Here is a 23,155-nt window from a genome sequence, read left to right on the forward strand (position 1 = left end):
CCTCACCCCCATGCCCGGACGGCCATGGGGACGCCACCTGATGATCCGCCCCCTGCCCGGCGCCCACATCGCCGTCCCTGGCTGGCTCACCTCCTCGGTCATCCCCGTGGAACACGGCCAGCACGTCCTGGTCGCCATCGCCTCAACCGTCCGGAAGCCGTCCCGCACCGACTCCGCGAAGCCGACCGCCCCGCCGCCAGATCGCTGATCACCGGCTTCCCGGAACCGGCGCCGCACCCGGCGGCGGTTCGGGGATCCGGCCGGGCGGATTCAGCAGGTCGACCGATGGTTCGCGGATCCCGCTCGCGGCATGCCCCGCCAAGGCCACGGACGGGAGGCTGCTCGGACCGCTGCGGACGGCGGTCGGCGGCACGGACCTCAGAGGGCCGTCCACGCGGCATCGGCCCTTCTGTGGTGCGTCATGATCTCTATAAGACGGTGACCGTGGATTCTGCTGCGCCGGCCGAGTGCGGAATCGGCGGTGCTATCCGGGTTCCGGACGGCACTTCGGCCGGCCAGGGCGGGCCCTGGCCGGCCGAAGCGCTGGGCGAGGCGGCTACCGCCTGCCCGGTCGCTCGTCAGCCGCGCAGGATGGACAGTGCCTTGGCCATCGCGGGGTCGCGTCCGGCCGACAGGTCCTCGGCGGTCCGGGGGATGTGGTGGTCGGGGGCGATGCCGATGCCGTTGATGATCTCCCGGTTCGGGCCGAGGCTGTAGCGGGCGGGCAGGAGCAGGTGGCTGCCGTCGTCGAGCTGGTAGGCGCGGGCGGGGCCGGAGACCATTCCGGCGGTCCGGGCGCCGATCAGGGGGCCGACGCGCAGGTCCTTCACCGCGGCGGAGAAGGCGTCGCAGGCTGAGGCGCACACGCCGTCCGTGAGCACGGCGACGGGCAGGTTCAGGAGGGGGACGCTGTCGTCGGTGGGGTAGGCGGCGCAGACGTCGTCCGCGTCGCAGTCCCGGCTCCAGGTCTTGCCGTGGGTGAACGCGCTGAGCAGCCGGCCGGCCTCGACGGGGGAGCCGCCCCCGGACCCGCGCAGGTCGATGACGACTCCGCGCAGCGTGCGGCCCTTGTGGAGTTCGGCGATGGCGGCCAGCGCCTGGTCAGCGGTTCCGGGTTGCCCGAAGCTCGCGGGCTTGATACCGGCGACGTCGCCCTTCAGCAGGGCCGAGGTGATCGTCTTGGTCGTCGGCTTGAATCGTCGTGGTTTCAGCGTGGCCGTCCAGGTGCGTCCGCTCGCGGGGCGGCGCAGTTTCAGCCGGACCGGGGCGTCTTTGCCCTCCTGGGGGTTGAGCAGGTCCATCACGCCGGTGGTCAGGGTGCCGTTCACGAACGGGGGAGCGCCGTTGACCGACTCGATGACGTCACCGGGCCGCAGGCGCCGGTCGGCGGCCGGGCCTCCCGTCACGGAGCTGACGTACAGCGGGGCCAGCGCCTTCTGCGGGGCGCGGGACGTGATGTTGTACGCGGGGAAGGTGGCGATTCCCAGCCCGAACACCTCGGCGCCGCCGGGGGGCTGCTGACCTTTCGACCAGTGGGAGTGGTTGTCGTGCAGGCTGCCTATCATCGCGTTCAAGGTCGCGCCGGCCACCGCCTGCTTCAGCGCCGGGTCGTCCGGTAGCGAGTCGGTCACGCGCTGATAAACGGAGCCGAAGGCGTTCCAGTCGGCGGCGCGGTCTCCCGACAGCGGCGGCATGGTCGCGTCGGCGCGGTCGAGTCCGCGCCGGTTGAGCTCCTCGGTGAACCCGGCGAACGCGCTGGCCAGCAGCGTCCGGTGGTCCACCTTCTTGCGGCCGTAGAAGTTGGCGAAGACGCAGTTGTATGCCTGCTCGATCGTGCTGAGCCTCGTCATCGTCTCCGCGGCCCGGGCGGGCCCGGGGTCCGCGCTGCATGCCGGTGGCGCGGTGGCCGTCTTGGCCGAGGACGGGGACGCGCTCGCGGCGGTCATCACCAGCACGCTTCCGCACGCCAGTAGCACCGCCTTGGACCATCGTCCGGATATCAGGTACGGCTTCACCTTCGGTCTCCTCCGTTGCCAGGGAATCGAGCGGGAAGGGCCAGAGGGTGCCGGGCGGAGTGTTTCTTCCGCGTTAACCCGGCGGCTGGATCCACGGTGGAAACGCTGAGGAAACACGCCAAGATGTCGGATGACTTCCGCACGGGGAGCGAAGAGGTCACGAGCATCCTGTAGGCCCCCGCCATGCGTTCGGCGTTGTTCCGTTCTGATGGAGGATGCTCGTGACCCGGCTTCCCTTATTGGCGAGAACCCCCTGGTCGCGCTTCGACCGCTACCTCGCTTCGGTGACCAAGACATTCCCGCCGTGGCCGTCGCCCACCTCGTCCAGCGGGGCAAGGCGGCCTTCCACGCCACGCTGGGGACGTACCTGGACGGCTTTCCGCCCGAGATCGCCGACACCGTCACGGCCCACCATCTCCTCATCCACACCTCGGGAATGGGCGACTACAGCGAGTCGCCGGAATTCAGAGAGGGGCAGAAGCGGTGGAAGACCGCCGCGGAGGTGATGGACGGCGGGATGGCCGTCATCCGGCGGTCACCACTCCGGTTCACTCCCGGGACCAGGCACGAGTACAAGGAAGGTCCCGCTTTTCCCCGCCGATAAGCCGGTGACGCCGGGCCAATGCCGCTTCTACGGGTACGGCGTCCGCAACACCGTCCTCAATGACCAGCGCGTCTTCGGGCACTCCGGCGTCGGCCTCGGCGGGGCGACCGGTGACGCATTCACGTGAGGAACATGCCATGAACGATCGACGCGGCTTCCTGCGGCGGGCCGGCCTGGCCGCCGGTGTGGGCGCCGTCCTCCCGGTTCTGGGTGCGCACAGGAGCGGCGCCGCGCCGACCGGGGACAGCGCGGAACCCGACCGGCTCTTCAAAGCCGGCAAGTTCGGAAAGGCGGATCGGGGCTACGAGCGGCTTTTGAGGAAGGACCCCAAGAACGCCCACGCCATGGCGCAGCGCGGATACATCGCCCTGATGTCGAACCAGTTCGCGAACGCCGAGAACTTCCTGGGCCGGGCCATCCGCCTGGCGCCCGGGGACAAGGCGTCGAAGCAGAGGCTTGCGGACTGCTTCGCCCGGCAGGACGACTTCGCCCGGGCCGTGCCGCTGCTGCGCGAGGCCGGAATGGAGGCCAAGGCCACACAGTACGCCAGCGTGAAGGGCAGGCCGTACGAGAGCCACGGTGCTGAGGCCACGCGGCTTCCCTTCCTGGCGACCGAACCGCTGCCCCTCGTCGAGGCCGCCGTGAACGACGGCGAGCCGCGGAAGTTCCTCCTCGACACCGGCGCGACGCTGATCCTGTCGATGGAGACGGCGAAAGCGGCCGGTCTCCGCGCCGTGTCCAGCAGCACGGGGGTCGGGGGCGGCAGGGAGGTCAAGGTGTACCACGGCGTGATGCGATCGTTCCGGATGGCGGGAATCGAACTGCACAACCTCCCGGTGTCCTGGGCCGAAAGCGCGCTGCCCGCCGAACTCGGGGACCCGCAGCCGTCCGGCGTCATCGGGACCACGATCTTCTACCACTTCCTGACCACGATGGACTACGCGAGCCGGGCGCTCGTCCTGCGGCGGAGAACTCCCGCGCAATTGCGTGAATTCAAGACCGCGGCCGGACGCGCCGCAGCCCGCCCCCTCCCCTTGTGGATCGCGGGGGACCACATTCCGTGCACGCTGGGAAGCCTCAACGGCTACGGCCCCATGGTGGCCTACCTGGACACCGGCGGCCCCGGCGGCATGGGCGTCGTCCTGACCGAGGAGATGGCCCGCCGCGCGGGCATCGAGCTGGACCACGACCGTCCCGGGACCTTCAACCGGGTCAAGGTGCTTCCCGGTTTCGCCCGCGAAGCGCGCCTCGGGAACGCGGTGGCCCGCGACATCTACAGCATCGCGGGCGACCTCTCGTTCGACGCGCACTTCGGTTTCGAGACCATCGCCAACTTCACACACAGCTTCTTCAAACCGTTCGCCATCACCTTCGATTTCACGAACATGCACTTCTACGTCACCGGGAAAACGTCGCCTGCGAACCCGCCGTCCTGAAGGGACATCGTTCAATGAACCCCGATCGGTCTCACGGCGTCCAGCTACGCCGGGGCCGGCATGCGCTGGCCCCGGACCTCCTTGGCCTCGCCCGAGCGCTCCAAAACGGCGAGCTGCTGCCGACTCATAACCGCGAGTGGCCGCTGAGCCTTGAGTTCGTTGCGCATGGCTTCGGGGGAGTGGGGGTCCGCTGAGTGGGACGGCCTTGGGGTATCCCAAGCCGCGTGTGGCACGCTCCCCGTGACATGACGCCATCGGGGAGGCGCGAGATGCTCTACACCGCGGACGCGGAAGTTCGGGAAGACGAGGCGCGGGGGCCGTCCGCGAACTCCCGGGATTCGGGCTGGATGCTCGCTTACCGCGACTACCTGCGGAAGACGTGGACGAACATGGTTGGCCGCGTCGTGGTCATCACGACGCGAATCACCGAAGAGCAGGCGCTCCAGCAGCTGACCAACCGCTTTCACCAGGACTTCACGGTCTCGGGTACCGACTCGCGGCCCGCGAACGAGATCCTCATCCCGATCCTGCGGGAGATCCTGACGGCGCCCACGGGTGGAACATTCGGCTTCGGCGTCCCGCCCGAGCAGATCCCGGCGCGGGGCGACGCGACGGCACGCACGTACCTCGACACGCTGATCGGGCTCACCAAGATCAGCGCCGCGGAGCTGTCGCTGCGCTACCGGACCGACTTCGCCCGGGCGGACGGCGAGATGTCCTCGGCCGTGGGGGAGAACATCCGCACGCTCCAGGCGTTCTTCCGCGACGGTTTCCAGAGCCCGCCCGACCCCGTGCACACGGTGCCGGACGTGCTCAGACAGCCGATCGTGCCGGAGGCCATGCAGGGCAGGGCGCCGTTCTTCCTCGGGCCCGACGAATGGCTCGCCCGCCGGCGGCCCGTTCCGCTGGAGAACTACTTCCAGATCCGCAACGTCTTCCACATCAGCGTCACGCCGGCGCAGCGAGAGGAGATCAAGAAACGCGCCGTCGGCCAGGGCACGCGGCCGGCGCTGTTCCGGCTCTACGCCAGGGCGCTGGAGGTCATGGAAAAGATCGAGAAGGCGTACCGGTACCTGGACCTCCGTGAGCACCGGGCGGCGTACGACCTGGCCCGGTCCGCCCGCGACGACACCTTCGGGCTCCTCCAGAACGAGCATGTCAAGCAGATCGACGTCGTGGAGGAGTTCCGCAAGAGGAAGCAGACCGAGGCCACCTCGCTGGACGACCTCGCGAAGATCACCGAGCTGTGGAAGGTCACCGGGCCCTATCCCGACACCGGGGAGTGGGACTCATGGGCCGACTTCTACCGGACGCGCATCGTCTGCGGACTGGCGTACGCCGACGTCTTCACCCTCCCGGCGCTGTGCGGGCAGGCGGCCCTCGGGCTCGGGGACTACTCCACGGCGGCGCGCCTGGGCGCCCAGGTCGCGGGCTTCGCGATCGGCAAGGGCGCGGCGGACGCCAAGTACGCCTGGCGGGCCTACTACATAGGCAGCGAGGAGGGAGAGAGCAACGCCTGGCGGTACTTCAGCCTCTACCATGACGGGCCGCTGCCCTACACGGTGGACACCGCCGCGGAACCCGGCCTACCGCCGCCCGGCGACGACGACAGCTACTACTGGGGCGCGGGCCGGGACGATTGGCCCTCGGAGAAGTTCAACCGCGAACTGATCCCGGAGTGCATGCACCCGGTGGAAATGCGGTACTTCCGGCTCCAGTTGGGCGTCGCCATGCTCGACTGGGCGGACACCCTGTACCGGACGGACGAGCCCGGGAACATCGGACGTGCCCGCGAGCTCTACAAGGGCGTCTACTACCTGCACGGCGAGGTGCCGCCGACCGAACCGGCATGGTCCGCCCCGCCGGTCCCGCCCGTCCCCGAGCGCCCCAACCCGGCGCACACGTCGCAGCTCAGCCGGGCGCAGCTGGGCTTCTCCCAGATCTCGGCGGGCTTGAACTGCTTCGGTTTCGCCCCCGACATGGTGCCGCTGCTGCGCTACTCCACGCTGAAGGCCGCGGCCGACACCCTGGCGGCGTCCGCGCAGTCGGTGCAGGAGGACTTCCTGAACGCGATGGCGCAGCTGGAGGGCTCGCTGATCGAGAACATGAAGGACTCCGCCATGCTGCAGCGCGCGACCCTGCAGTCCCGGATCGCGCAGCAGCAGGCCGGCGTGGCCGCGGACCAGATCGTCATGGCGAAGACCGTGGTCGGCCAGGTGCAGCAGCAGATCGAGAGCGTCAAGTCAGAGATCGCCGACCACGACAGCTTCTTCGGGCAGCTCGGCGACTACTTCGACGGAATGCAGAAGATCGTGACCGGCCTGCCGGGCTGGGCGACCGGCCCGGTGGGGACCAGCGCCGCCGTCGAGGCGGGATTCTCCACCGAGGTGTCCACGGGTCTGCTCGGGATGGGGACCGCGGCGACCACCGTGACCGGCATGGGCGCCTTCTTCGTCGCCAGCTACATCACCCTCTCCAGCATGACCGACGCGGCGAACGGCCGCCGGGCCCACCTCGCCGCGCTCCAGGCCAAGACGCTGCCCGTGGCCGAGGCGCAGCTCGACATCGCCCAGCGCTCCGCCGCGATCGCCGGGCTCCAGCAGCGGATCGCCGACGTCGACGCCCGGCTCGCCGGCGACCTGCTCGAATTCGCGCAGGTCCGCTTCCTCAACGTGGAGTTCTGGTCGTCCATGGCCGCGCTCCTCCAGCGCATCCTGCGCCGGTACCTGGACCTGGCGACCCGCACCGCGTGGCTCGCCGAGCGCGCGCTGGCCTACGAGCAGAACACCACCGTCGACCTCGTCCGGACGGACTACTTCCCCGCCGCGCGCGGCGGCGCGGGCGGCGCCGACCAGCTGCGCCTGGACCTGGCGAACCTCCAGACCCGCTACCTGGAGAACATCCGGGAGCTGGTCCCGGTGAAGCACACCATCTCCCTCGCCCGCGACCTGCCGCTCCAGTTCGCGCAGTTGCGGGCCACGGGCCGGTGCCGGTTCCAGACGCTGGAGTCCGCCGTCCGGGCCGCCTACCCGGGCACGTACGGGCACCGCGTCATCGCCGTGACGCCGCGCGTGATCCAGGCCGCGGGCACCGCGCCGGTGCGGGGTCTGCTGTCGAGCACGGGCATCTCCCAGATCGGCGCCCCGGACGGGACGATGGAACCGTCGGCGCGCCCGGCGGACGCCCTGCCGATCTCCGAGTTCGACCTCGGCACCACCGACCGCGAGATCTACGGCCTGCCCGGCAGCGCCCTGATGCAGTTCGAGGGCGGCGGCTTCCAGAGCCAATGGACCCTGGAATTCCCGGCGGCGGCCAACCTGTCCGGGCTCCGCGACGTGGTCGACGTCCTGATCACCTTCGACCTCCGGGCCCAGTACGCCGCCCCCCTGCACCACCGGCAGGCGGCGGCCGCGCCCACCACGGTCGACCGGTTCGTCCTCGTCTCGGCCTTCCAGACCGGCCTGGAGGGGCTCAAGGACCTGCGGGAGGGCAGGCTGCACGCGACCCTCGCCTTCGACCTGGCCAAGCTGGGACTTCCCCGTGCCGAGAAGGCCCGCACCATCAACAACCTCGCCGTCCTGATCTGCGGAGCCGAAGGCGAGGCGCCGATCAAGGCGAAGGTGACGGCCGCCCTCCCCAGGCCCCTCTCCGTTCCCGTCTCGATGCCCAAGGGAATCGCGTTCTCCAACCGTCCGCCGATCACCGACCCCCAGTCGACGGCACCCCCCTCGCCGCTGAACGCGCTGGGCGGCATCCCGGCCGACCAGGCCATCTCGGTGACCATCGACCACATCGACAACACCGACGTGGATTTCGAGAACGTCAGGGACGTCCTTCTGGGCATCGACTACAAGGCCCAAATCTCCTAAAGGAAGGTGAGGCGGCGGCGCGGTTGGCGGCTTTGGCGCGGGGCGCTCGTCCGAGCACGTCTGACCAGGCGGGGATCGGTACGGTACGGCGCATGACGATCGTCCGGTCCCTCGCCCTGTTCACCCTTGCCGCGGTCGCGGAGATCGGCGGAGCCTGGCTCGTCTGGCAAGGCGTCCGCGAGCACCGCGGACCCTGGTGGAGCGGCGCCGGAATCGTCGCCCTCGGCGCCTACGGGTTCGTCGCCACCCTGCAACCCGACGCCGATTTCGGCCGCATCCTCGCCGCCTACGGCGGTGTCTTCGTCGCCGGGTCGCTCGCGTGGGGTGTGATCCTCGACGGGTTCCGGCCCGACCGCTGGGACATCACCGGAGCCCTCGTCTGCCTGCTGGGCGTCGCCGTCATCATGTACGCCCCCCGCACCTGACCAGCCCCGCTTCGCGTGCGCGCGTCCGCCACCTCCGCGCCGGCGCCTGGGGACCACCGGCGTCGATCGCCCATAAGCGCTGGTGGCGGGGGCAAAGCGCGACATGTTTGGAAAGCGCGACATGTTTTCCTGCGGCCGCAGGTGTCAATCCACGCGAGTAGGCGATGCTCGCAGTAACGGTCAACCGAGTACCCGATCGGCGGCTTCCGAATATGCCCAACGATTCGCGTTTCGGCGCTAGAGGACGGTTGACCCCGGTTCTTTATGCCCGGCGAAAAGAGGGACTCATGGAACACGGCCGAGCCGACGTGATCGACTCCGAAGGAGGGCGGAGCCGTCATGTCGAAAGCTGAGCCGAGCCCCTTCCCCTATGCGGTCTCCGGCCTGTCGACACTGGTCGCACCGCCGATGCCGATCGATCAGTGGGCCGAACAGATGCAGATCCCGCACCGGCACCGCTCAGGGGAGTCCCTTGAGGGTACGGAGATCGAGCGCATCCTGGGGATCGAGGCGAAGAGTTGGGCTCCGGACCTGTTCGGTGACTTCGACACGATGGTGGCGCTGGGCCGTGAGGCGTTGCGGTCGGCGGGCATCGAGGCCGGCCAGGTGGACGCCTTCATCGCGCTGCCGTGCAACCCGTTCGAGGTCATGCTCGACCAGGACGCCTTCAAGCTGAGCCGGCGCATCGGACTGCGGGACTCCCTCGTCCCGGTCCAGATGATCGCCGGCTGCGCCGGTATCGCGCGGGCGGCGGCGCTGGCGACGACCACCGGCGCCCGTCACATCCTCATCGTGACCTACAGCGTGCCCAGCGTCCTGTCAGGCTCGACCGGGGCCTTGAACGATCTCTACCGGTTCAACCGGCACCATCCCGATCGCGACAGCCTGTGGGCCGCCGCGGGAACGTTCTCCGACAGCGCCAGCGCCATGGTCCTCAGCCGCTCCGCGAGCCAGGACGGCACCACCGTCTTCTACTCGCGCGACACCGACGCCTTCGACGAGAACCCGCTCGTGCGCTTCCCCGGCGGCGGGTTGAACCATCCCCCCGGCACGCCCCACGCGGATGAGATGTCTTGCTTCGGCCTCGACGGCAAGGCCCTGGCGCACTTCTACTCCGCCGCGATGCTCCTCAATCACCGCGACCTCCAGGCCGCGGTACCCGGCTACACGGACAAGGTCGAGCGCATCTACACCCACCAGGCCGGCCCGGCCCTGGTGGACGACTTCCTGAGGCGCGTGGGCCTCGGCCCCGACAAGGCTCCGACGAACGCCCGCGAGTTCGGAAACCTGATCACCACGGCCACGACCAAGCTCCTTCATGACGACATGGCGGACGGCCGCGTCGTCAACGGCGACCGCGTGTGCCTGAGCGTCGTCGGCGCGGGCCCGGAACGCGGAGCCCTCATCACCCACGTCGACATCGCGGATCCGGTGCCACCGCGCACCGGACGCGCGGAAAAGGGGAACCTCCTGTGACCAGCGCACTGGAAACCGTGGCCGCCTTCGTCAAGTTCATTATCGCCGAGGATATGGACGGAGCCCTCGACCACTACGAACAGAGTCCCGACACGTACTCGCTCATCGAAGGCCCGTCCGCGTCCCTTGCCGGCATCGACGGCATCCGCAGGGGCTGGTCGGGGTGGTACGGAGCGGGCCTGCGGCTGCGCAGCGTCGACTTCATCGAAGGACCGTCCGAAACGAATCTGGGCGACCTCAGCTGGATCACCGCCGTCGCCGACACCCGGGTCACCACCCCCACCGGTGACCGCGAGATCAGGTTCGCGGTCACCTGGATCCTGCGCAACGACGGGGTGCGCTGGCGAATCGCACACGACCACTACTCCATCCCCGCGGAGGACCCCTATGGAGTGGGCGACTGGGCCCACCCGTGACCGTGAAGACCGGTGGTCACGCGATCGTGATCGGCGGAGGACTGGCCGGCCTCCTTTCCGCGCACGTGCTGACGAGCCATTTCGACGAGGTCACCGTCATCGAGCGCGACCAGCCGGATGACGGCCCTCATTCCACATCCCCTCAACGCGACCACTTGCACCTGCTATGGGGTCGCGGTAGCGCGACGATCGATCGTCTCGTCCCCGGATTCGGCCGTCACCTCACCGACCACGGCGCGGTACACCTCAGCCTCCCGCGCGACGTCGGCTGGCTCGGCCCCGCCGGCTGGCTCAGGCCCGTGGCCGCCGCCCGCGCCGTCACCTGCGGCAAGGCACTCATCGACACGGCCGTCCGGCACCACATGGCAACCGTGGGACGCCTGTGCCCCGCGACCGTCACCGGCCTGATCATCCAGAGGCGCCGCGTCACGGGCGTCCGGTACCTCCTCCCGGCCGATCCGACTCCGCACAGCCTGCCGGCCGACCTGGTGATCGACGCATCGGGCCGCGCCTCCCGGACACCCCATTGGCTCCGTTCAGAGGGCCTGCCGCCACCTCGCGAGAACGTGCTGAACGCCGGATTCTCCTATTCCAGCCGCCGCTACAAGCTCCCACCTGGCCTTCTCGCCGAACGCAAGGGACTATTCCTTCCCCCCGACGCCCACGGAGTCCGCCGGGGAGGCGCCCTGTACCGCCAAGAAGAAGGCCAGGTCATCTGCACAATGGCCGGCATCGGAGATGACGCTCCCGGCACCGATCCCGAGAGCTTTCTCGACTTCGCCCGTGACCTGCGCAGCCCGGCCATCCACCAAGTGATACGAGACGCCGAGCCGTTGAATCCCGTAGCGACCTTTCGCCGTACGGTCAACCGCAGGCGCGAATTCGGAGACCCGGCCCGTACGCCAGAGGGCCTCATAGCGGTCGGCGACGCCGCCTGCACCCTCAACCCGCTCTACGGGCACGGGATGAGCGTCGCAGCCTTCCAAGCCGCGGCCCTGCACCGGCACCTGACCAGCCAAGGACCCCACCTGGACACGGCCCGGCTCCAGCGCGCCCTGGACGCCTGCGCGAATTCGGCATGGGCCATCGCCGCAGGCGAAGACCGGCAATACCTCGCCGCCGCCCTCACCTCACCGCGCACCTGGCTGACTCATCACTTCGTCCGCACCATCGCCGCCGCCTCGACAAGGCAGAGCGCCGCATGCCAAAGCCTGATCTCGGTCATCGCACTAGACCGTCCGCCCCTCGCCCTGACCCGCGCGAGCGCCGCCCTCATCACCGGCACACGCGCACTACATCAGCAACACCACTAACGGTCGAGTCCAACGGGCCACCCCGCGACGACTACGCAGATCACCGATCAGACGAGCCGGTCAAGACACTCGTACAGTCCACCCCGCACGTCGTCGGGGACGGGAACGACCTCATAGCGGTGCGAGGCGTAGTCGGCCGCTCCGCGCCAGAACACCCTGGCCACGGCCCTGAAGGAGTGGGGGCTGCTGCGCAGGACGCTGCACACGGCCCGCTACCTGTCGGACCCGGTGTACCGGAGGCGGATCTCCCGGCAGCTCAACAAGGGCGAGTCCCTGCACGCGCTGCGCCGCGACCTGCACTACACCCAGCAGGGCACCTTCGCCGCCCGGCCCTACCTGTCCGATCAGACCGAACAGGCCTGGTGCCTGACCATCTTGACCAACAGCGTGGTGGTTTGGACCACAGAGTACTTCGGACTGGCCGTGCAGCGGCTCCGCGCGGACGGCAAGAGCGTCGAGGACGCGTTGCTCACCCACATCTCACCCGGACGCAGCGAGAACATCAACTTCTTCGGGGCGATTCCGGTGGAGGTCGAGGCCGAGCTCGCCAACGGCTGGCGGCCCCTGCGCACACGGCCCGTCAACGGCACGGGCGGGATGCTCGGGCAGATCTGAACGCGGACAACGTGTCGGGGCGTCGCGGACGCGTCACGCCTGTATCGGTAACGTTTCGTTCGCGATTCACCGCGCACTGTGTCAATGTCTGGAGTCCTCTGTACACGTGGCCTGGGGAAATAGTGTCGCGTGCAGAGGAGTACTGACATTCACGCTGTCCGTACTCCTGTTCACGACGCGTCCGCGTGGGTGCCGCGCCTGCTGGGTGTCATGCCACCGGCGACGACCTCGGCCGGTTCCGCGCGCGGCTTTGCGGCCGGTGTAGACGCCGCGGGCTTTGGCGGCGGCGATGCCCTCGCGCTGGCGCTCCAGGATCAGGGCGCGTTCGAATTCCTCAGGTGGAGACGACGTGCCCGGGCCCCGCCGAGCACGCACCGCTGACCACAATCGTCACCATGACCGCCGCCCCACCCCACGCAACGCAACGCCCGAGGCAGGCTGAATATGCGGCTATTGCCAGTCCTCCTGAGCTTCTCGCCTCGCGCTGGGCAATCGCTGGCCGGCCTTCCCAATCCATCTCCCATCTGTTTCCCATCGGTTGCCAAGCCCGCTGCCCCATCCTGATCCTGTCAGCCAAATCGAGAGGGAAGATGCGGTCCCATCTACACAAGGAGGTGCGCTGGTAGGACACCCCAACTTGGGGCGATCAGAGAGCGAAGGTGGGGAAATTTTCAGAGAGCGCCGTCAACAGAAACAATTTTCACGCGTGTAACGCTGCCCGCAACCGGTTAGACACCGGTAAATCGAGGTTTCAGCGCCACATCAGAGCCGTTTCAGGCGATATGCCGACGGAGGAGTGCCCGGCGGCACCGGGCGGTACCGGTTCCGCGATGGAACGGGATGTAACGGGATGGAACGCCTAACTAGCGTAAGGCGCAGGGCCTTCCCTGGTGAGCACGGCAACGAACAGGAGGCGGTGAATCGATCGCCGCCGTCATCGAAGGAGCGACATGCGTAGTCAGTTCGGCAGTAACGGGTTCGCCTCGAACCCACAAGCGTCTTTCCTGCAGGGCGGCATTGTCGCCAGGCACTTTCAGTCGGCTGACGTCACCCCGTTCGTCGAGCACGGCAAGCCATATCTTCCACAAGCGGGCTTTTCGGATGCCGTCACGTGCACAAACAACCTGCACGTTCCGGCCTGCCGACCCGAGACCGACGGTTGCCACACCACCGCGCTCCCGACCGACTTCGGCTGCGCGACCGACCTCCAGGTATGCAGCAATACCTTCGGCTGCTAACCCATGGTCCTCGGCCTATCGGAGCTGACCGGCTATCTGCTGGATCGGCAGCATGTTCACCCGGACGCGGTAGTTGACGGCGGTCTCGGCATGGTCGATGCGTCCAGCCGTCATAGCAACGTCATTGTGCGTGCCGACCCGGCGGTCGGGCTGTTCATCAAGCAGGGTAGGTCCGATCCGGTCCAGCCGGTCACCGGCTGGACCGGGCCGGGAACGACCGCACACGAGGCAGCGGTATATGCGCTGCTCGACTCGCTTCCCCGGCGACATCCTTCCAGCGGAGCTTCGGTGCCGGTGCCACGCTGCCTGGGGTTCGACGCAGACCACGGCGTGCTCGTCCTGGAACTGTTCCCGGACGCATCGGACCTACTCACCCACCATGCCCGTACGCGGCGTTTTCCGGTCACCCTCGGAACCCGGCTCGGGGCCGCACTCGCCGATCTGCACGAACATGCCACCGGCCCGGCGCGGGAACGACCGTCGGAGTTTCCCGGCCACCTGCCCTGGGCGCTGCGGCTGGACCGGCCGGGAACGGCGTTCTATCGCCAGATGAGCAACGCGGGCATCGGGCTGGTGCGGATCGTGCAGTCGTCTCCGGAACTGCGGGCGGCGCTCGCGGAGCTACGCGCCGGCTGGCGGACCGATGCCTTCATCCACCACGACCTCAAGCTCGACAACTGTGTGGTCCTCGCGGCCGGTACCTCCGGCCGGCATACCCGGCTGGCGCTCGTCGACTGGGAGCTCGGCAACCTCGGCGATGCCTGCTGGGACACCGGTTCGATCTTCTCCTCCTACCTGCACCACTGGCTGATCTCGTTCCCGCTGACCGGCAGCGAGCAACCCGACCACTACCTCGACCAGGCTCGCTTCCCGCTGGGGCGCATGCACAATGCGATGCGGGCGTTCTGGGCGACCTACGTGCGCGCCCGCGGGTGGGACGCCGAGACGGCGGATGCGGCACTGATCCGCAGCGTCCGTTACGCGGGCGCACGGCTGTTGCAGACCGCGTGCGAGCGGACCAAGCCCCTGTCCCGAGTATCCACGGTGGTGGTCTGCCTCACCCAACTGGCCGAGAACGTGCTGGCCCGGCCCGAAGAAGCGGCCGAGCATCTGCTTGGCCTGTCTCCGCGAGAGGGAAGTGATGAGTGACACCCGCGCGCTGGTGGCCGAGGCCATTGCCGCCACCCGCATCTACCCGCCGGCGTGCTACTCGTGGTTCGGCGTGAAGTCTGCGCGGCCGGCGGCCCGCGCCGCCCGTACGCTCAGCTCGCGCGCGACCCGGGACTATCTCGTGGACCAGTTGTCCAGCCGGTTGTACGCAGACTTCTACCGACACGGTCGAGCCGAGCGGACGCGATGGCATGTCACCAGGCTGTCAGCGAGCCGGCACGATTTCGAGGCCGCGTTGTCGGCGGCGAACTGCGGGCAGGGACATCTGGACGGCGGCTGGCAGGTGCGGGGAACCGACGAGTACGGAGTGATGGTCGTCAAGAACGGGCTGGAACTGACCGTCATGGCGGACGAGCTGACTTGGACGACACCGGCCGACGTGCCGGCCGCCGGCGAGTGGGCTGCACTACGGCTGCCCAAGGAGCTTTTCTGGGTCTCCCCCGGTTTCTACCTGGCCTGCGGCGACCGCCCGATGGACAGCCGACGGCCCGTACGCCTGTACTGGAACTTGCGCCCGGACGGGGCCGCCCCGTTCGTCGCGGCCGCGACTCGGCTGCTCAACTCCGCGGCGGCGGCGTTCAACCTCAAGGTGCCGAACGACCCGAACGCCTTCCTCCGGTGCGACGCGGGAGTCATCTATCTGCCCCGCGACGACTATCCCGCGCTGGCCGATCTGATGCTCGCCCTGCACGCCGAGATCGCCGGCTTCCTCTCCCCGCGTACGCCGGTGTTCACCGCCCAACTGGCCCCTGGTCTGGGTTTCGCCGAAGACCCGGGAACAGGGAGAAGCTTCGGGGAGCACCGCTGCCGGCTGCTCGCCGAGGCATTGGTGCGGTCGCACGAATCGGGATGGGCCGACGACGCGACCGTACTGGCCGCCGTGGAAGAACGCTTTGCCGAAGCCCGCATCGATCTGGACGCCGCGCACCTGAGTCCCGACCTGGTCGGCGTCTCATGACCGCGCCCGGCTACAGCCCCGCCGCCGACACCGCGGACCGGCAGCTGTCGGCTGCGGTGGGAATCGGCGCCCGGCTGGTGGCCGAAGCCATCTGGTCGGGAGACCGCTGCAACTGGGTCGGCGCCGAACCGCTGGACCTGCGGAACCGGAACGGCGCGAGGCTCGCGTTGACCTACCGAGCGCTCGGCCCGAACCTGTACGCCGGCAGCAGCGGCGTCGCACTGTTCCTCGCCCAGCTGTGCACAACCACTGGCCAGGATGAGTTCCGGCCGACGGCGCTGGCGGCGATGCGGCATGCGTTCTCCCGGCGCGAGGAGCTCGATCCCCACATGCGCGTGGCCTTCTACACCGGCTGGACCGGAATGGGGGTGGCCGCGCTTCGCACCGGGCTGCTGCTGGACGCCGCGGAGTTCGTCGACGCCGGGACCGGCCTGCTGCGTGAGGTCTGCCGGCTCGTCGAGGCGGTCGACGGGCAGGACGTCGAGTCGCCGGGCCGGCCGGAGTTCGATCTCATGTCGGGCATGGCCGGCACCGTCTTGGCGCTTGTCCTGGGACATCGCTACACCGGCGAGGACGCGCTGGCCGAGGCGGCGGCAACGGCCGCCGGCTGGCTGCTACGAACCGCCCGCAAGACCCGCACCGGCTGGTCCTGGCACTCATTCCGGATACCCGCTCAGCGTGATCTCACCGGACTCTCGCACGGCACGGCGGGAGTGGCCGTCGCGCTGATCGAGGCGTACCGGCTGACCGGTGAGGAACTGTTCGCGACGGCCGCCCGTAACGCGATGCGCTATGAGAACCGCTGGCTGAGCGTCGAAGAAGGCGACTGGCCGGACTTCCGGCGCCACACCGGCACCGGCCGGGCCCGTGTGTACACCCCGCTGTGGTGCACCGGAGCCCCGGGCATCGCGCTGTCCCGCCTGCACGCCTACGAGCAGCTCGGCGAGCCGCGGTGGCGGCAGGACGCGACCACGGCGCTCGCCACCACCGAGCGGGTGACGCGCCGGCTGTTGGAAGGTGGCGGCGCCGACTACTCGCTCTGTCACGGGCTCCCCGGCAACGCGGAGTCCTTCCAGCAGGCGGGCGTGATCCTCGGCGCCGACGCCGGCGGCCGCGATATCCCATCGCTCGTCGCCGACCACGGGCTGGAGCGGAACGCGAGTACCGGCACCTGGCCGTGCGGAACCCACAGTGAGGAGAGCCCGAATCTGATGCTCGGCCTGGCCGGGATCGGCTACTTCTACCTCCGGCTGGCGGCACCGCAGATCCCATCCCTGCTGCTGCCCGTGCGGTGGGGTCGGTGACCGAGCCGGCCGACCCCGAGCACAGGGTGCCGCTGCACCGGCTGGGCGGGCTGTTCGCGCCGCACTGGCCGGCGCTGGTCCTGATGCTGACGGTCACCGTTGCCACGTCCGTGGTGGGGACGGTGTCACCGTTCCTGGTGCGGGCGGTCATCGACACCGCGTTGCCACGGCGCGACCTTGCTCTGCTCTACCAGCTCGGTGCCGGTCTCGTCGCGGTGGCGGCGCTGGTCGCCGTGCTGAGCATGTTGCAGGGCTGGATCAGTTCCCGGGTCGGCTTGCGGATCATGCACCGGCTGCGGACTGAGGTGTTCGCCCACCTGCAGCGGCAGTCGCTCGCGTTCTTCACCCGGACCCGGGCCGGGGAGGTGCAGTCGCGGATCGCCAACGATGTCGGAGGCCTGCAGAACGTGATCGTCTCGGCCGCCTCCTCGGCCGCGTTGCAGCTCACGACGGCCGTCACCGTCGCCGTGGCGATGGCCGCGCTGTCCTGGCGGCTCATGCTCATCTCACTCGTGGTGACGACACCGGCGGTGCTGGTCACCCGCCAGGTCGCCGCGCTGCGCCGAAGAATACTCGGCCGGCGGCAGCTCGAGTACGAAGATCTCACCGTCACGGTTGAGGAGAGCCTTTCGGTCAACGGCATCCAGCTGATCAAGACGCTCGGCACCGGGCCCGACCAGGTCGCCCGGTTCACTGAGATCTCCACCCGCCTGGTCGACCTCGAGCTCCGCGCCCAGCTCACCGGCCGGTGGCGGATGGTGGCGCTGAACGTCCTGTTCTCCGCGATCCCGGCCATGATCTACGTCGGCGCCGGCTACGCCGAAACGACCACCATCGGCACGGTGGTCGCGTTCACCGGCCTGCAGTCGGCGCTGCTCCAGCCGATGATGGGCCTGCTGAACACCGGCGCCATGGTGAGCAGCTCGTTGGCCCTTTTCGGACGCGTCTTCGAGTACTTGGACCTGCCGGTCGAGATCGACGACCCAGCCGACCCCGTACGGATCGACCCGGCCACCGTCACCGGCCGGCTACGCTTCGAGGACGTCACCGTCGCTTACCCCGGTGGCGGCCCGGCCGCGGTCGCCGGCGTCACCATTGACGTACCCGCTGGGACGACGCTGGCCGTGGTCGGCGAGACCGGTGCCGGCAAGAGCACACTGGCATCACTCGTACCGCGGCTGCGCGACCCCACCGGCGGCCGGGTCACCCTCGACGGCATCGACCTGCGCGACCTCACGCTCGCCGACCTCGCCGCGACCGTCGGCATGGTCAGCCAGGAGACCTACCTGCTGCACGGCACCGTACGCGACAACCTCCGGTCCGCACGGCCGTCGGCGACCGACGCCGAGATCGAGGCGGCCGCCACCGCCGCCCAGATCCACGATCTGATCACCGGCCTACCGGACGGCTACGACACCGTGGTCGGGTCCCGCGGGCACCGCTTCTCCGGCGGCGAGCGGCAGCGGATCGCGATCGCCCGCACACTGCTGCGCGACCCGCGCGTGCTCGTCCTGGACGAGGCCACCAGCGCGCTGGACACCGCGACCGAGCGAGCGGTACAGCAGGCGTTCGACCTGCTCACTCAAGGCCGGACCACGATCACCATCGCACACCGGCTGTCCACGGTCCGGAACGCCGACCAGATCGTCGTACTGGACCACGGCCGCGTCGTGGAGACCGGCACGCACGCCGGCCTCCTCGGCTACAACGGCCGATACACCGCCTTCGTCACCTAACCGGCGCCGCCCGCTCGGGTCGCCAGGGCGGTCACGTCGGCCGGCTTCGGCGCGTCGCGGGCCGCCCGGCGCCACTCTCGCTCCGCAGGAGCATCCCGGCTACAGCACCGGCGGTACCGGTTCCGCGACGGAACGGAATGGAACGCCCTAATGGTGAACCGGTAAGGCGCATGGCCTTCCGCGGTGAGCACACGGCAACCCGCAGGAGGCGGTGAAACGATCGCCGCCGTCATCGAAGGAGCGACATGCTTAATCCGCACCATGCGTATAAATGTCTGGGGTGAAGACACCTTCAGCGACGACCGCCTGGTCGGTCCGCTCGTTCGGAAACTCAGTCTGGGGAACACTCCACCCGGATCCTTCTACCGAGAGGATCTGTGCTTCGACTTCGACATACTCGATGAGGACATCGGCAGACGACATCCGGCCAAAGCTCACCACACGAGTCAGTGAGAACGAACACGATTCATGGCAGCTTCTGAGTCGGCTGCTCCACAAAACCGCGAGGTGTTGGGGCCCCGACGTCCGTCAACCGTCGCCGGGCGGCCTCAGTGCCTGATCATCATCGCCGAGGAAGCAGAGCACGGCCTGTACGACGGTCGCTGAGTCGCCTCGCCACGGCAGGTGGTCCTTGCCGTCCAAGGCCATGAACGAGGCGCCAGGGATCCGGCTTGCCATGTCCTGGCCGAGCGCGAACGGTATGGCCCGGTCTTCACGACGATGCAGGACATGCGTCGGCGCGCGCACGCCGCCGAGCCGGTCGCGGACGTCGTACCCGTAAACCATGCGCAGCGAGGTCTCCGCGATGGCCGGTGTCGAGGATGCCCGCATGAACGCGGCGAACTCGTCGCGTTCATCAGTTCTGCCGTCCGGAACGAAGATGTCGGCGAGCAGCCTGGAGCCGACACCCGCGTGGGTGCCAACGATCGACAGGAGCGACTCGCGGGCCAGGTGTTCGGTTATTTCCGCGCCGTTGGCGTAGCTGCCATACAGCACGAGCCGCTCGACCCGGTCCGGGAACATCGCCGCATAACCCGCCGCGACACAGCCTCCGGATGAGCCACCGAGCAGGGCCACCCGACCGCTGGTCCCGGCGACGTCGTCCACGACGGCCGCCAGGACGGCGATCTCATCGTCGAGGTCAGTGCCGGGCAAGGCGTCCCGGTCAGACAGGCCACTGCCGGGACGGTCGTACCGGACCACGGTGAAGTGCTCGGCGAGCGCGGTGACGTACCGCCGGAAATCCGGGTTGCGCCAGTCCAACTCCAGGTGACCACAGAACCAGCCACCGGCCGCCAGGACAGGCCCCGATCCAACGGCAGACCATGCGACCCGACGGCCGTTCACGGCGGTGAAGCGCACCAGCTGTTCAGCCGGCCGCGTGGGCCCGCCGCGGCGCGCGTGGCCTCGACCGGCCTGGGCCCGACTGCCGGGACGGGACCTACCATTGCCGCCCCCGACCGTCCGGCGGGATGGCCATGCTGGATCCGCGAGCGATTCGACGCTCCCGCCGACCGCAGGCGCCCAGGTGATCTGGGCGGCGATGCCGCTCGCGACGGTGGACGCCTCGCCTCCGGACAAGATCTGCTGGTGCAGCTCTTGCAGCGAGGCTGACGGCTCGACGCCCAACTGGTCCACCAGGTTCTCGCGAAGCCGCCGGAACGCGGCCAGCGCGTCACCCTGACGTCCGGCCCGCGCCAGCGCGATCATCAGCAACGCCCAGAAACGTTCGCGCAGCGGATGGAGGCGCACGCAGGACCGCAGCTCACCAACGATGTCGGTGTGCCGGCCGAGCCGCAGATCGACCTCGACCCGTTCCTCAAGTGCCGCGAGCCTGCGCTCCTCCAGATGCAGGGCCTCCACCCGGCGCGCGTCCAGCGAGATCCCATCCAGTACGGGACCCCGCCACAGCCCAAGAGCCTCCGTCAGTAGCGCGGACCGCTCCTCCAACGCGCCTATGGAATCGTCGCCAGCCAGCGCGTGCGCGGCAGCGGTCAGCTGCTCGAACCGATCCCGGTCCAGCTCACCCGGCCGGGCCTCCAGCACATAGCCGGGCGTACGCGTGACGACCGGCTGCCGCCCGCCGTCCGCCGACAGCACCCGGCGAAGCCGCGCAACGCATCCCTGCAACAACTCGCGTGCCGCGGCAGGAGCCTGATCCGGCCACAGATGCTCGATCAACCGATCGGTCGAAACCACCCGGTTGGCGTGCAACAGAAGGACCGCCAGCAGCGCCTGCTGCTGCGGCCCGCCAACTGTGACACGCGCCCCGCCACCGTCGACCACCTCAAGCGGACCAAGAATCCCAAACCGCATGAGCCCCCCCGAACAAAGCGGTTGTACGGATTGGAGCGTACAGGTGGAAACCAGCCGCGCTGCCGCGCTGGCTGGATGTGGTCTTCGGCGCGGACGCAGGCGCGGGCACGACGCAGGCATCGACACCTCCACCGCGGTCGGCCGCATGTTCTTCCAGATCCTGGGCGCCATCGAGTTCGAACACGCCCTCATGGCCGAACGCACCCTCGACGGACTGGAGGCTGCTCGCGCCCGGGGCCGTACCAGCGGGCAGAAGCCCAAGCTCGGGCCCCGCCAGGTGAAGCTCGCCCGGCACGCTTGCACCACACCTGTTGCACTCGACAACGTTCAACACACAGCCTCTGAACTGCACAAACGCGAAGAGCGGCATTCAACGCAAGCCTGGATCCCAAGAGAACGGTGCCGTTGGCCTGGACCGCGGGCATGGGGTCGAGAGGGAACATGTCGCCCACCCTGGCAATCAAGCCGCGCGATTCGCCGTCAGGCGAGCAGAGTAAGGCGTTCACCTGGTCGGAGGTGAGTCGCACCGTCATGTGCTGATCTCCTTGCGGTTGAGGAGCCCTCCGGTCCGAGACTCCCGCGTGTTCCCGCGTGCCAAGGCATGGGAGCCCGGGGCTCGGTGCTGTCGGGGGAGCGGCTACCGCTTCAACTCAGCCACGAGGACCGCGAAGGCGCCTCGCGTGACGATCAGCTTCGGGCCGTCCAGATCCTTGCTGTCGCGGACGGCGATCGTCTCGTGGAAGTCACCGACTTCCACGCACTCGCTCCCGCCTTGGGTTCCGCTGTGGCTGCTCTTGCGCCAGGTGGCCGAGTTCAGGTCCATCGTTCGCTCGCATCCTGCTGGAGCAGTTTCGCTGTGAGGGTGGTGAAGGTGGCTCGGGTGACGGCGAGCATCGGCCCGTCCGGCTCCTTGGAGTCTCGGACGCCCACGACGTCGCCGAGGTCGGCCACTTCGACGCAGGCGCCTCCGTTGCTGCTGCTGTAGCTGCTCTTGCGCCAAGTGGACGTGTTCAGGCTCATCGTGCGCTCACATTCTTTGGGAGCAGCCCCACGGATGGGTCACCGAGAGTGCCTTGCTTGCAGCCTATGAGCGGCCAGCCTTGATCGCCGCTGGCCGGAGGGTGACATGGGTGCTGAGAAGCGCCGAGCCCCGGTCCCTTAGAGGGCCGGGGCTCGATCTGTTGGGGGAGCGGTTACCGCTTCAGCTCAGCCACGAGAGCCGCGAAGGAGCTTCGTGTGACGATCAGCTTCGGGCCGTTCGGGTCCTTGCTGTCGCGGACGGCGACGAGGCCGGGGACGGACGCCATCTCGACGCACTCGCCTCCGGTACCGGCGCTGTGGCTGCTCTTGCGCCAAGTGGCCGTGTTCAGGTCCATCGTTCTGTCTGCACCTTTCGGATGAAGTCGAGTGACTGGTCTACCGGGAGGGCCAGCGCCCGAACCTCTCGGAGCGCCCGGCGGAGAGCGGCGATTTCGTCGTTCTCCTCCAGAGTGAACCCGCGTGCCGGACTCTCGATGTACGCCACCTCCACCATGTCCTCCATGGTGGCGATCGTAAAGGAACTGGCGTTGCCGAGGTGATCGCCCCGCATTCGCACGACGTGCACCGCCACCCCGAGCGCCTGTGGTGCTGCGACGAGGTGATCGAACTGTTCGCGCATGATCTGCGGATTGCCGACCTCCCGCAACAACACGCCCTCGTCTATGAGGAACGTACAGCCGGGCGGGGGAGGGAGTTGACGGGTCAGGATGCTCTGCCGCTCGATGCGCTCGTCCACTTTTCCCTTGTCGCCGTACAGCAGTACCTCGGCGTAGGCGGGGGTCTGGAGGAGGCCGTGCACGAGCGAGAGGCTGTAGCAGGTCAGCTCTGCCGCCGTCTCCTCCACGGGCAGCCACTCGTACCAGGTCGGGAACGTCGCACCCTTGACGAAGTCCTCCCACAGTTCGATGAGCTCACCGCCCGCCTCAAGTTCGCGATCCATCGTTTCGGCGAACTCGCGGGTGCAGCGTGTCCGGCCCGTCTCGACCTGCCCGATGTACTGCGAGGTGACGCCCTCTCCGTCGCGGGCCCTACGCGCGACGTTCTCCTGACTCCAGCCCTTGGCCTCCCGGTACCTGCGGAACCTACGTCCGAACGGGACCAGGCTGGGGCTGACCTTCGCTCTCGATCGTCGTGGTGCCATGCCGCCATCGTCGTCCAACCTCGGCCCAACCGGCCACCAAGTTGGCGAATCTCGTCGGGGTCAATTGTCAGGCTCCTACCTG

General features: G+C 68.8%; 23 protein-coding genes. 16 read left to right on the forward strand and 7 right to left on the reverse strand.

Annotation, left to right across the window (positions count from 1 at the left end; all coding sequences use genetic code 11):
• Positions 1–208: hypothetical protein (locus E1298_RS47800; protein ID WP_207944484.1), on the forward strand; the 208-nt coding region annotated here is incomplete at its 5' end.
• Between the two features lie 370 nt (positions 209–578).
• Here E1298_RS47800 and E1298_RS06975 read toward each other — a convergent pair.
• Positions 579–2,015 (reverse strand): S41 family peptidase, encoded by a 1,437-nt coding sequence (locus tag E1298_RS06975; RefSeq protein WP_165975340.1) that lies wholly within the window; start codon positions 2,013–2,015, stop codon positions 579–581.
• Between the two features lie 304 nt (positions 2,016–2,319).
• Between E1298_RS06975 and E1298_RS06980 the strand changes: the two genes are divergently transcribed.
• The 8 genes from E1298_RS06980 to E1298_RS07010 all read left to right on the forward strand — a co-directional run bounded on the left by E1298_RS06980 (position 2,320) and on the right by E1298_RS07010 (position 11,554).
• Entirely contained in the window at positions 2,320–2,619 is a 300-nt protein-coding gene (locus E1298_RS06980) for a serine hydrolase (protein WP_207944485.1), read from the forward strand.
• 4 nt (positions 2,620–2,623) lie between these two features.
• Positions 2,624–2,746 (forward strand): hypothetical protein, encoded by a 123-nt coding sequence (locus E1298_RS51130; RefSeq protein WP_279497872.1) that lies wholly within the window; start codon positions 2,624–2,626, stop codon positions 2,744–2,746.
• A gap of 10 nt (positions 2,747–2,756) precedes the next feature.
• Complete coding sequence (locus E1298_RS06985; protein ID WP_131890132.1) at positions 2,757–4,055, forward strand: pepsin/retropepsin-like aspartic protease family protein; 1,299 nt, start codon at positions 2,757–2,759, stop codon at positions 4,053–4,055.
• A 269-nt stretch (positions 4,056–4,324) separates the two neighbouring features.
• Positions 4,325–7,924 (forward strand): Tc toxin subunit A-related protein, encoded by a 3,600-nt coding sequence (locus E1298_RS06990; protein ID WP_131890134.1) that lies wholly within the window; start codon positions 4,325–4,327, stop codon positions 7,922–7,924.
• A 92-nt stretch (positions 7,925–8,016) separates the two neighbouring features.
• Positions 8,017–8,349 (forward strand): YnfA family protein, encoded by a 333-nt coding sequence (locus E1298_RS06995; RefSeq protein ID WP_131890136.1) that lies wholly within the window; start codon positions 8,017–8,019, stop codon positions 8,347–8,349.
• Positions 8,350–8,688: 339 nt separating this feature from the next.
• Entirely contained in the window at positions 8,689–9,825 is a 1,137-nt protein-coding gene (locus E1298_RS07000; protein WP_131890138.1) for a 3-oxoacyl-[acyl-carrier-protein] synthase III C-terminal domain-containing protein, read from the forward strand.
• Positions 9,822–10,241: a YybH family protein gene (locus E1298_RS07005; RefSeq protein ID WP_131890140.1), complete on the forward strand. Its 420-nt coding sequence runs from the start codon at positions 9,822–9,824 to the stop codon at positions 10,239–10,241. The genes E1298_RS07000 and E1298_RS07005 overlap by 4 nt, the downstream gene beginning before the upstream one ends.
• Positions 10,238–11,554 (forward strand): NAD(P)/FAD-dependent oxidoreductase, encoded by a 1,317-nt coding sequence (locus E1298_RS07010; RefSeq protein WP_131890142.1) that lies wholly within the window; start codon positions 10,238–10,240, stop codon positions 11,552–11,554. The genes E1298_RS07005 and E1298_RS07010 overlap by 4 nt, the downstream gene beginning before the upstream one ends.
• Before the next feature lie 47 nt (positions 11,555–11,601).
• On the opposite strand, the gene E1298_RS47805 is transcribed toward E1298_RS07010, so the two are convergent.
• Entirely contained in the window at positions 11,602–11,760 is a 159-nt protein-coding gene (locus E1298_RS47805; RefSeq protein WP_165975341.1) for a hypothetical protein, read from the reverse strand.
• Here E1298_RS47805 and E1298_RS07015 point away from each other — a divergent pair.
• The 6 genes from E1298_RS07015 to E1298_RS07040 all read left to right on the forward strand — a co-directional run bounded on the left by E1298_RS07015 (position 11,741) and on the right by E1298_RS07040 (position 18,575).
• Complete coding sequence (locus E1298_RS07015) at positions 11,741–12,169, forward strand: Tn3 family transposase (protein WP_341770601.1); 429 nt, start codon at positions 11,741–11,743, stop codon at positions 12,167–12,169. The two genes, E1298_RS47805 and E1298_RS07015, sit on opposite strands and share 20 nt — an antisense overlap.
• 950 nt (positions 12,170–13,119) lie before the next feature.
• On the forward strand, positions 13,120–13,407 hold the full coding sequence (locus E1298_RS07025; protein WP_131890146.1) for a hypothetical protein: 288 nt from the start codon (positions 13,120–13,122) through the stop codon (positions 13,405–13,407).
• 3 nt (positions 13,408–13,410) lie between these two features.
• On the forward strand, positions 13,411–14,556 hold the full coding sequence (locus tag E1298_RS07030; RefSeq protein ID WP_131890148.1) for a phosphotransferase family protein: 1,146 nt from the start codon (positions 13,411–13,413) through the stop codon (positions 14,554–14,556).
• Entirely contained in the window at positions 14,549–15,535 is a 987-nt protein-coding gene (locus tag E1298_RS47810; RefSeq protein WP_165975342.1) for a T3SS effector HopA1 family protein, read from the forward strand. The genes E1298_RS07030 and E1298_RS47810 overlap by 8 nt, the downstream gene beginning before the upstream one ends.
• Positions 15,532–16,839, forward strand: coding sequence for a lanthionine synthetase LanC family protein (locus E1298_RS47815; RefSeq protein ID WP_165975343.1), 1,308 nt, complete (start codon positions 15,532–15,534; stop codon positions 16,837–16,839). The genes E1298_RS47810 and E1298_RS47815 overlap by 4 nt, the downstream gene beginning before the upstream one ends.
• Positions 16,836–18,575, forward strand: coding sequence for an ABC transporter ATP-binding protein (locus E1298_RS07040; RefSeq protein ID WP_243725424.1), 1,740 nt, complete (start codon positions 16,836–16,838; stop codon positions 18,573–18,575). Before E1298_RS47815 ends, E1298_RS07040 begins: the two co-directional genes overlap by 4 nt.
• 528 nt (positions 18,576–19,103) lie before the next feature.
• On the opposite strand, the gene E1298_RS07045 is transcribed toward E1298_RS07040, so the two are convergent.
• Positions 19,104–20,891, reverse strand: coding sequence for a bifunctional AfsR/SARP family transcriptional regulator/alpha/beta hydrolase (locus tag E1298_RS07045; protein ID WP_165975344.1), 1,788 nt, complete (start codon positions 20,889–20,891; stop codon positions 19,104–19,106).
• On the opposite strand from E1298_RS07045, the gene E1298_RS51740 reads away from it, so the two are divergent.
• Positions 20,890–21,411, forward strand: coding sequence for a recombinase family protein (locus E1298_RS51740; protein WP_424923077.1), 522 nt, complete (start codon positions 20,890–20,892; stop codon positions 21,409–21,411). The two genes, E1298_RS07045 and E1298_RS51740, sit on opposite strands and share 2 nt — an antisense overlap.
• 117 nt (positions 21,412–21,528) lie before the next feature.
• On the opposite strand, the gene E1298_RS07055 is transcribed toward E1298_RS51740, so the two are convergent.
• The 4 genes from E1298_RS07055 to E1298_RS07070 form a co-directional block, all read right to left on the reverse strand.
• A complete protein-coding gene (locus E1298_RS07055) occupies positions 21,529–21,714 on the reverse strand; it encodes a DUF397 domain-containing protein (RefSeq protein ID WP_131890154.1) in 186 nt (61 codons plus the stop codon).
• Positions 21,705–21,911, reverse strand: coding sequence for a DUF397 domain-containing protein (locus tag E1298_RS07060; protein ID WP_131890156.1), 207 nt, complete (start codon positions 21,909–21,911; stop codon positions 21,705–21,707). Before E1298_RS07060 ends, E1298_RS07055 begins: the two co-directional genes overlap by 10 nt.
• Before the next feature lie 173 nt (positions 21,912–22,084).
• A complete protein-coding gene (locus E1298_RS07065; RefSeq protein WP_131890158.1) occupies positions 22,085–22,267 on the reverse strand; it encodes a DUF397 domain-containing protein in 183 nt (60 codons plus the stop codon).
• Positions 22,258–23,073 (reverse strand): helix-turn-helix domain-containing protein, encoded by an 816-nt coding sequence (locus E1298_RS07070; RefSeq protein ID WP_131890160.1) that lies wholly within the window; start codon positions 23,071–23,073, stop codon positions 22,258–22,260. The genes E1298_RS07065 and E1298_RS07070 overlap by 10 nt, the downstream gene beginning before the upstream one ends.
• Between the last annotated feature and the right edge of the window lie 82 nt (positions 23,074–23,155).

Origin of the sequence: Actinomadura rubrisoli, assembly GCF_004349215.1 — a bacterium.
Taxonomy (GTDB): domain Bacteria; phylum Actinomycetota; class Actinomycetes; order Streptosporangiales; family Streptosporangiaceae; genus Spirillospora; species Spirillospora rubrisoli.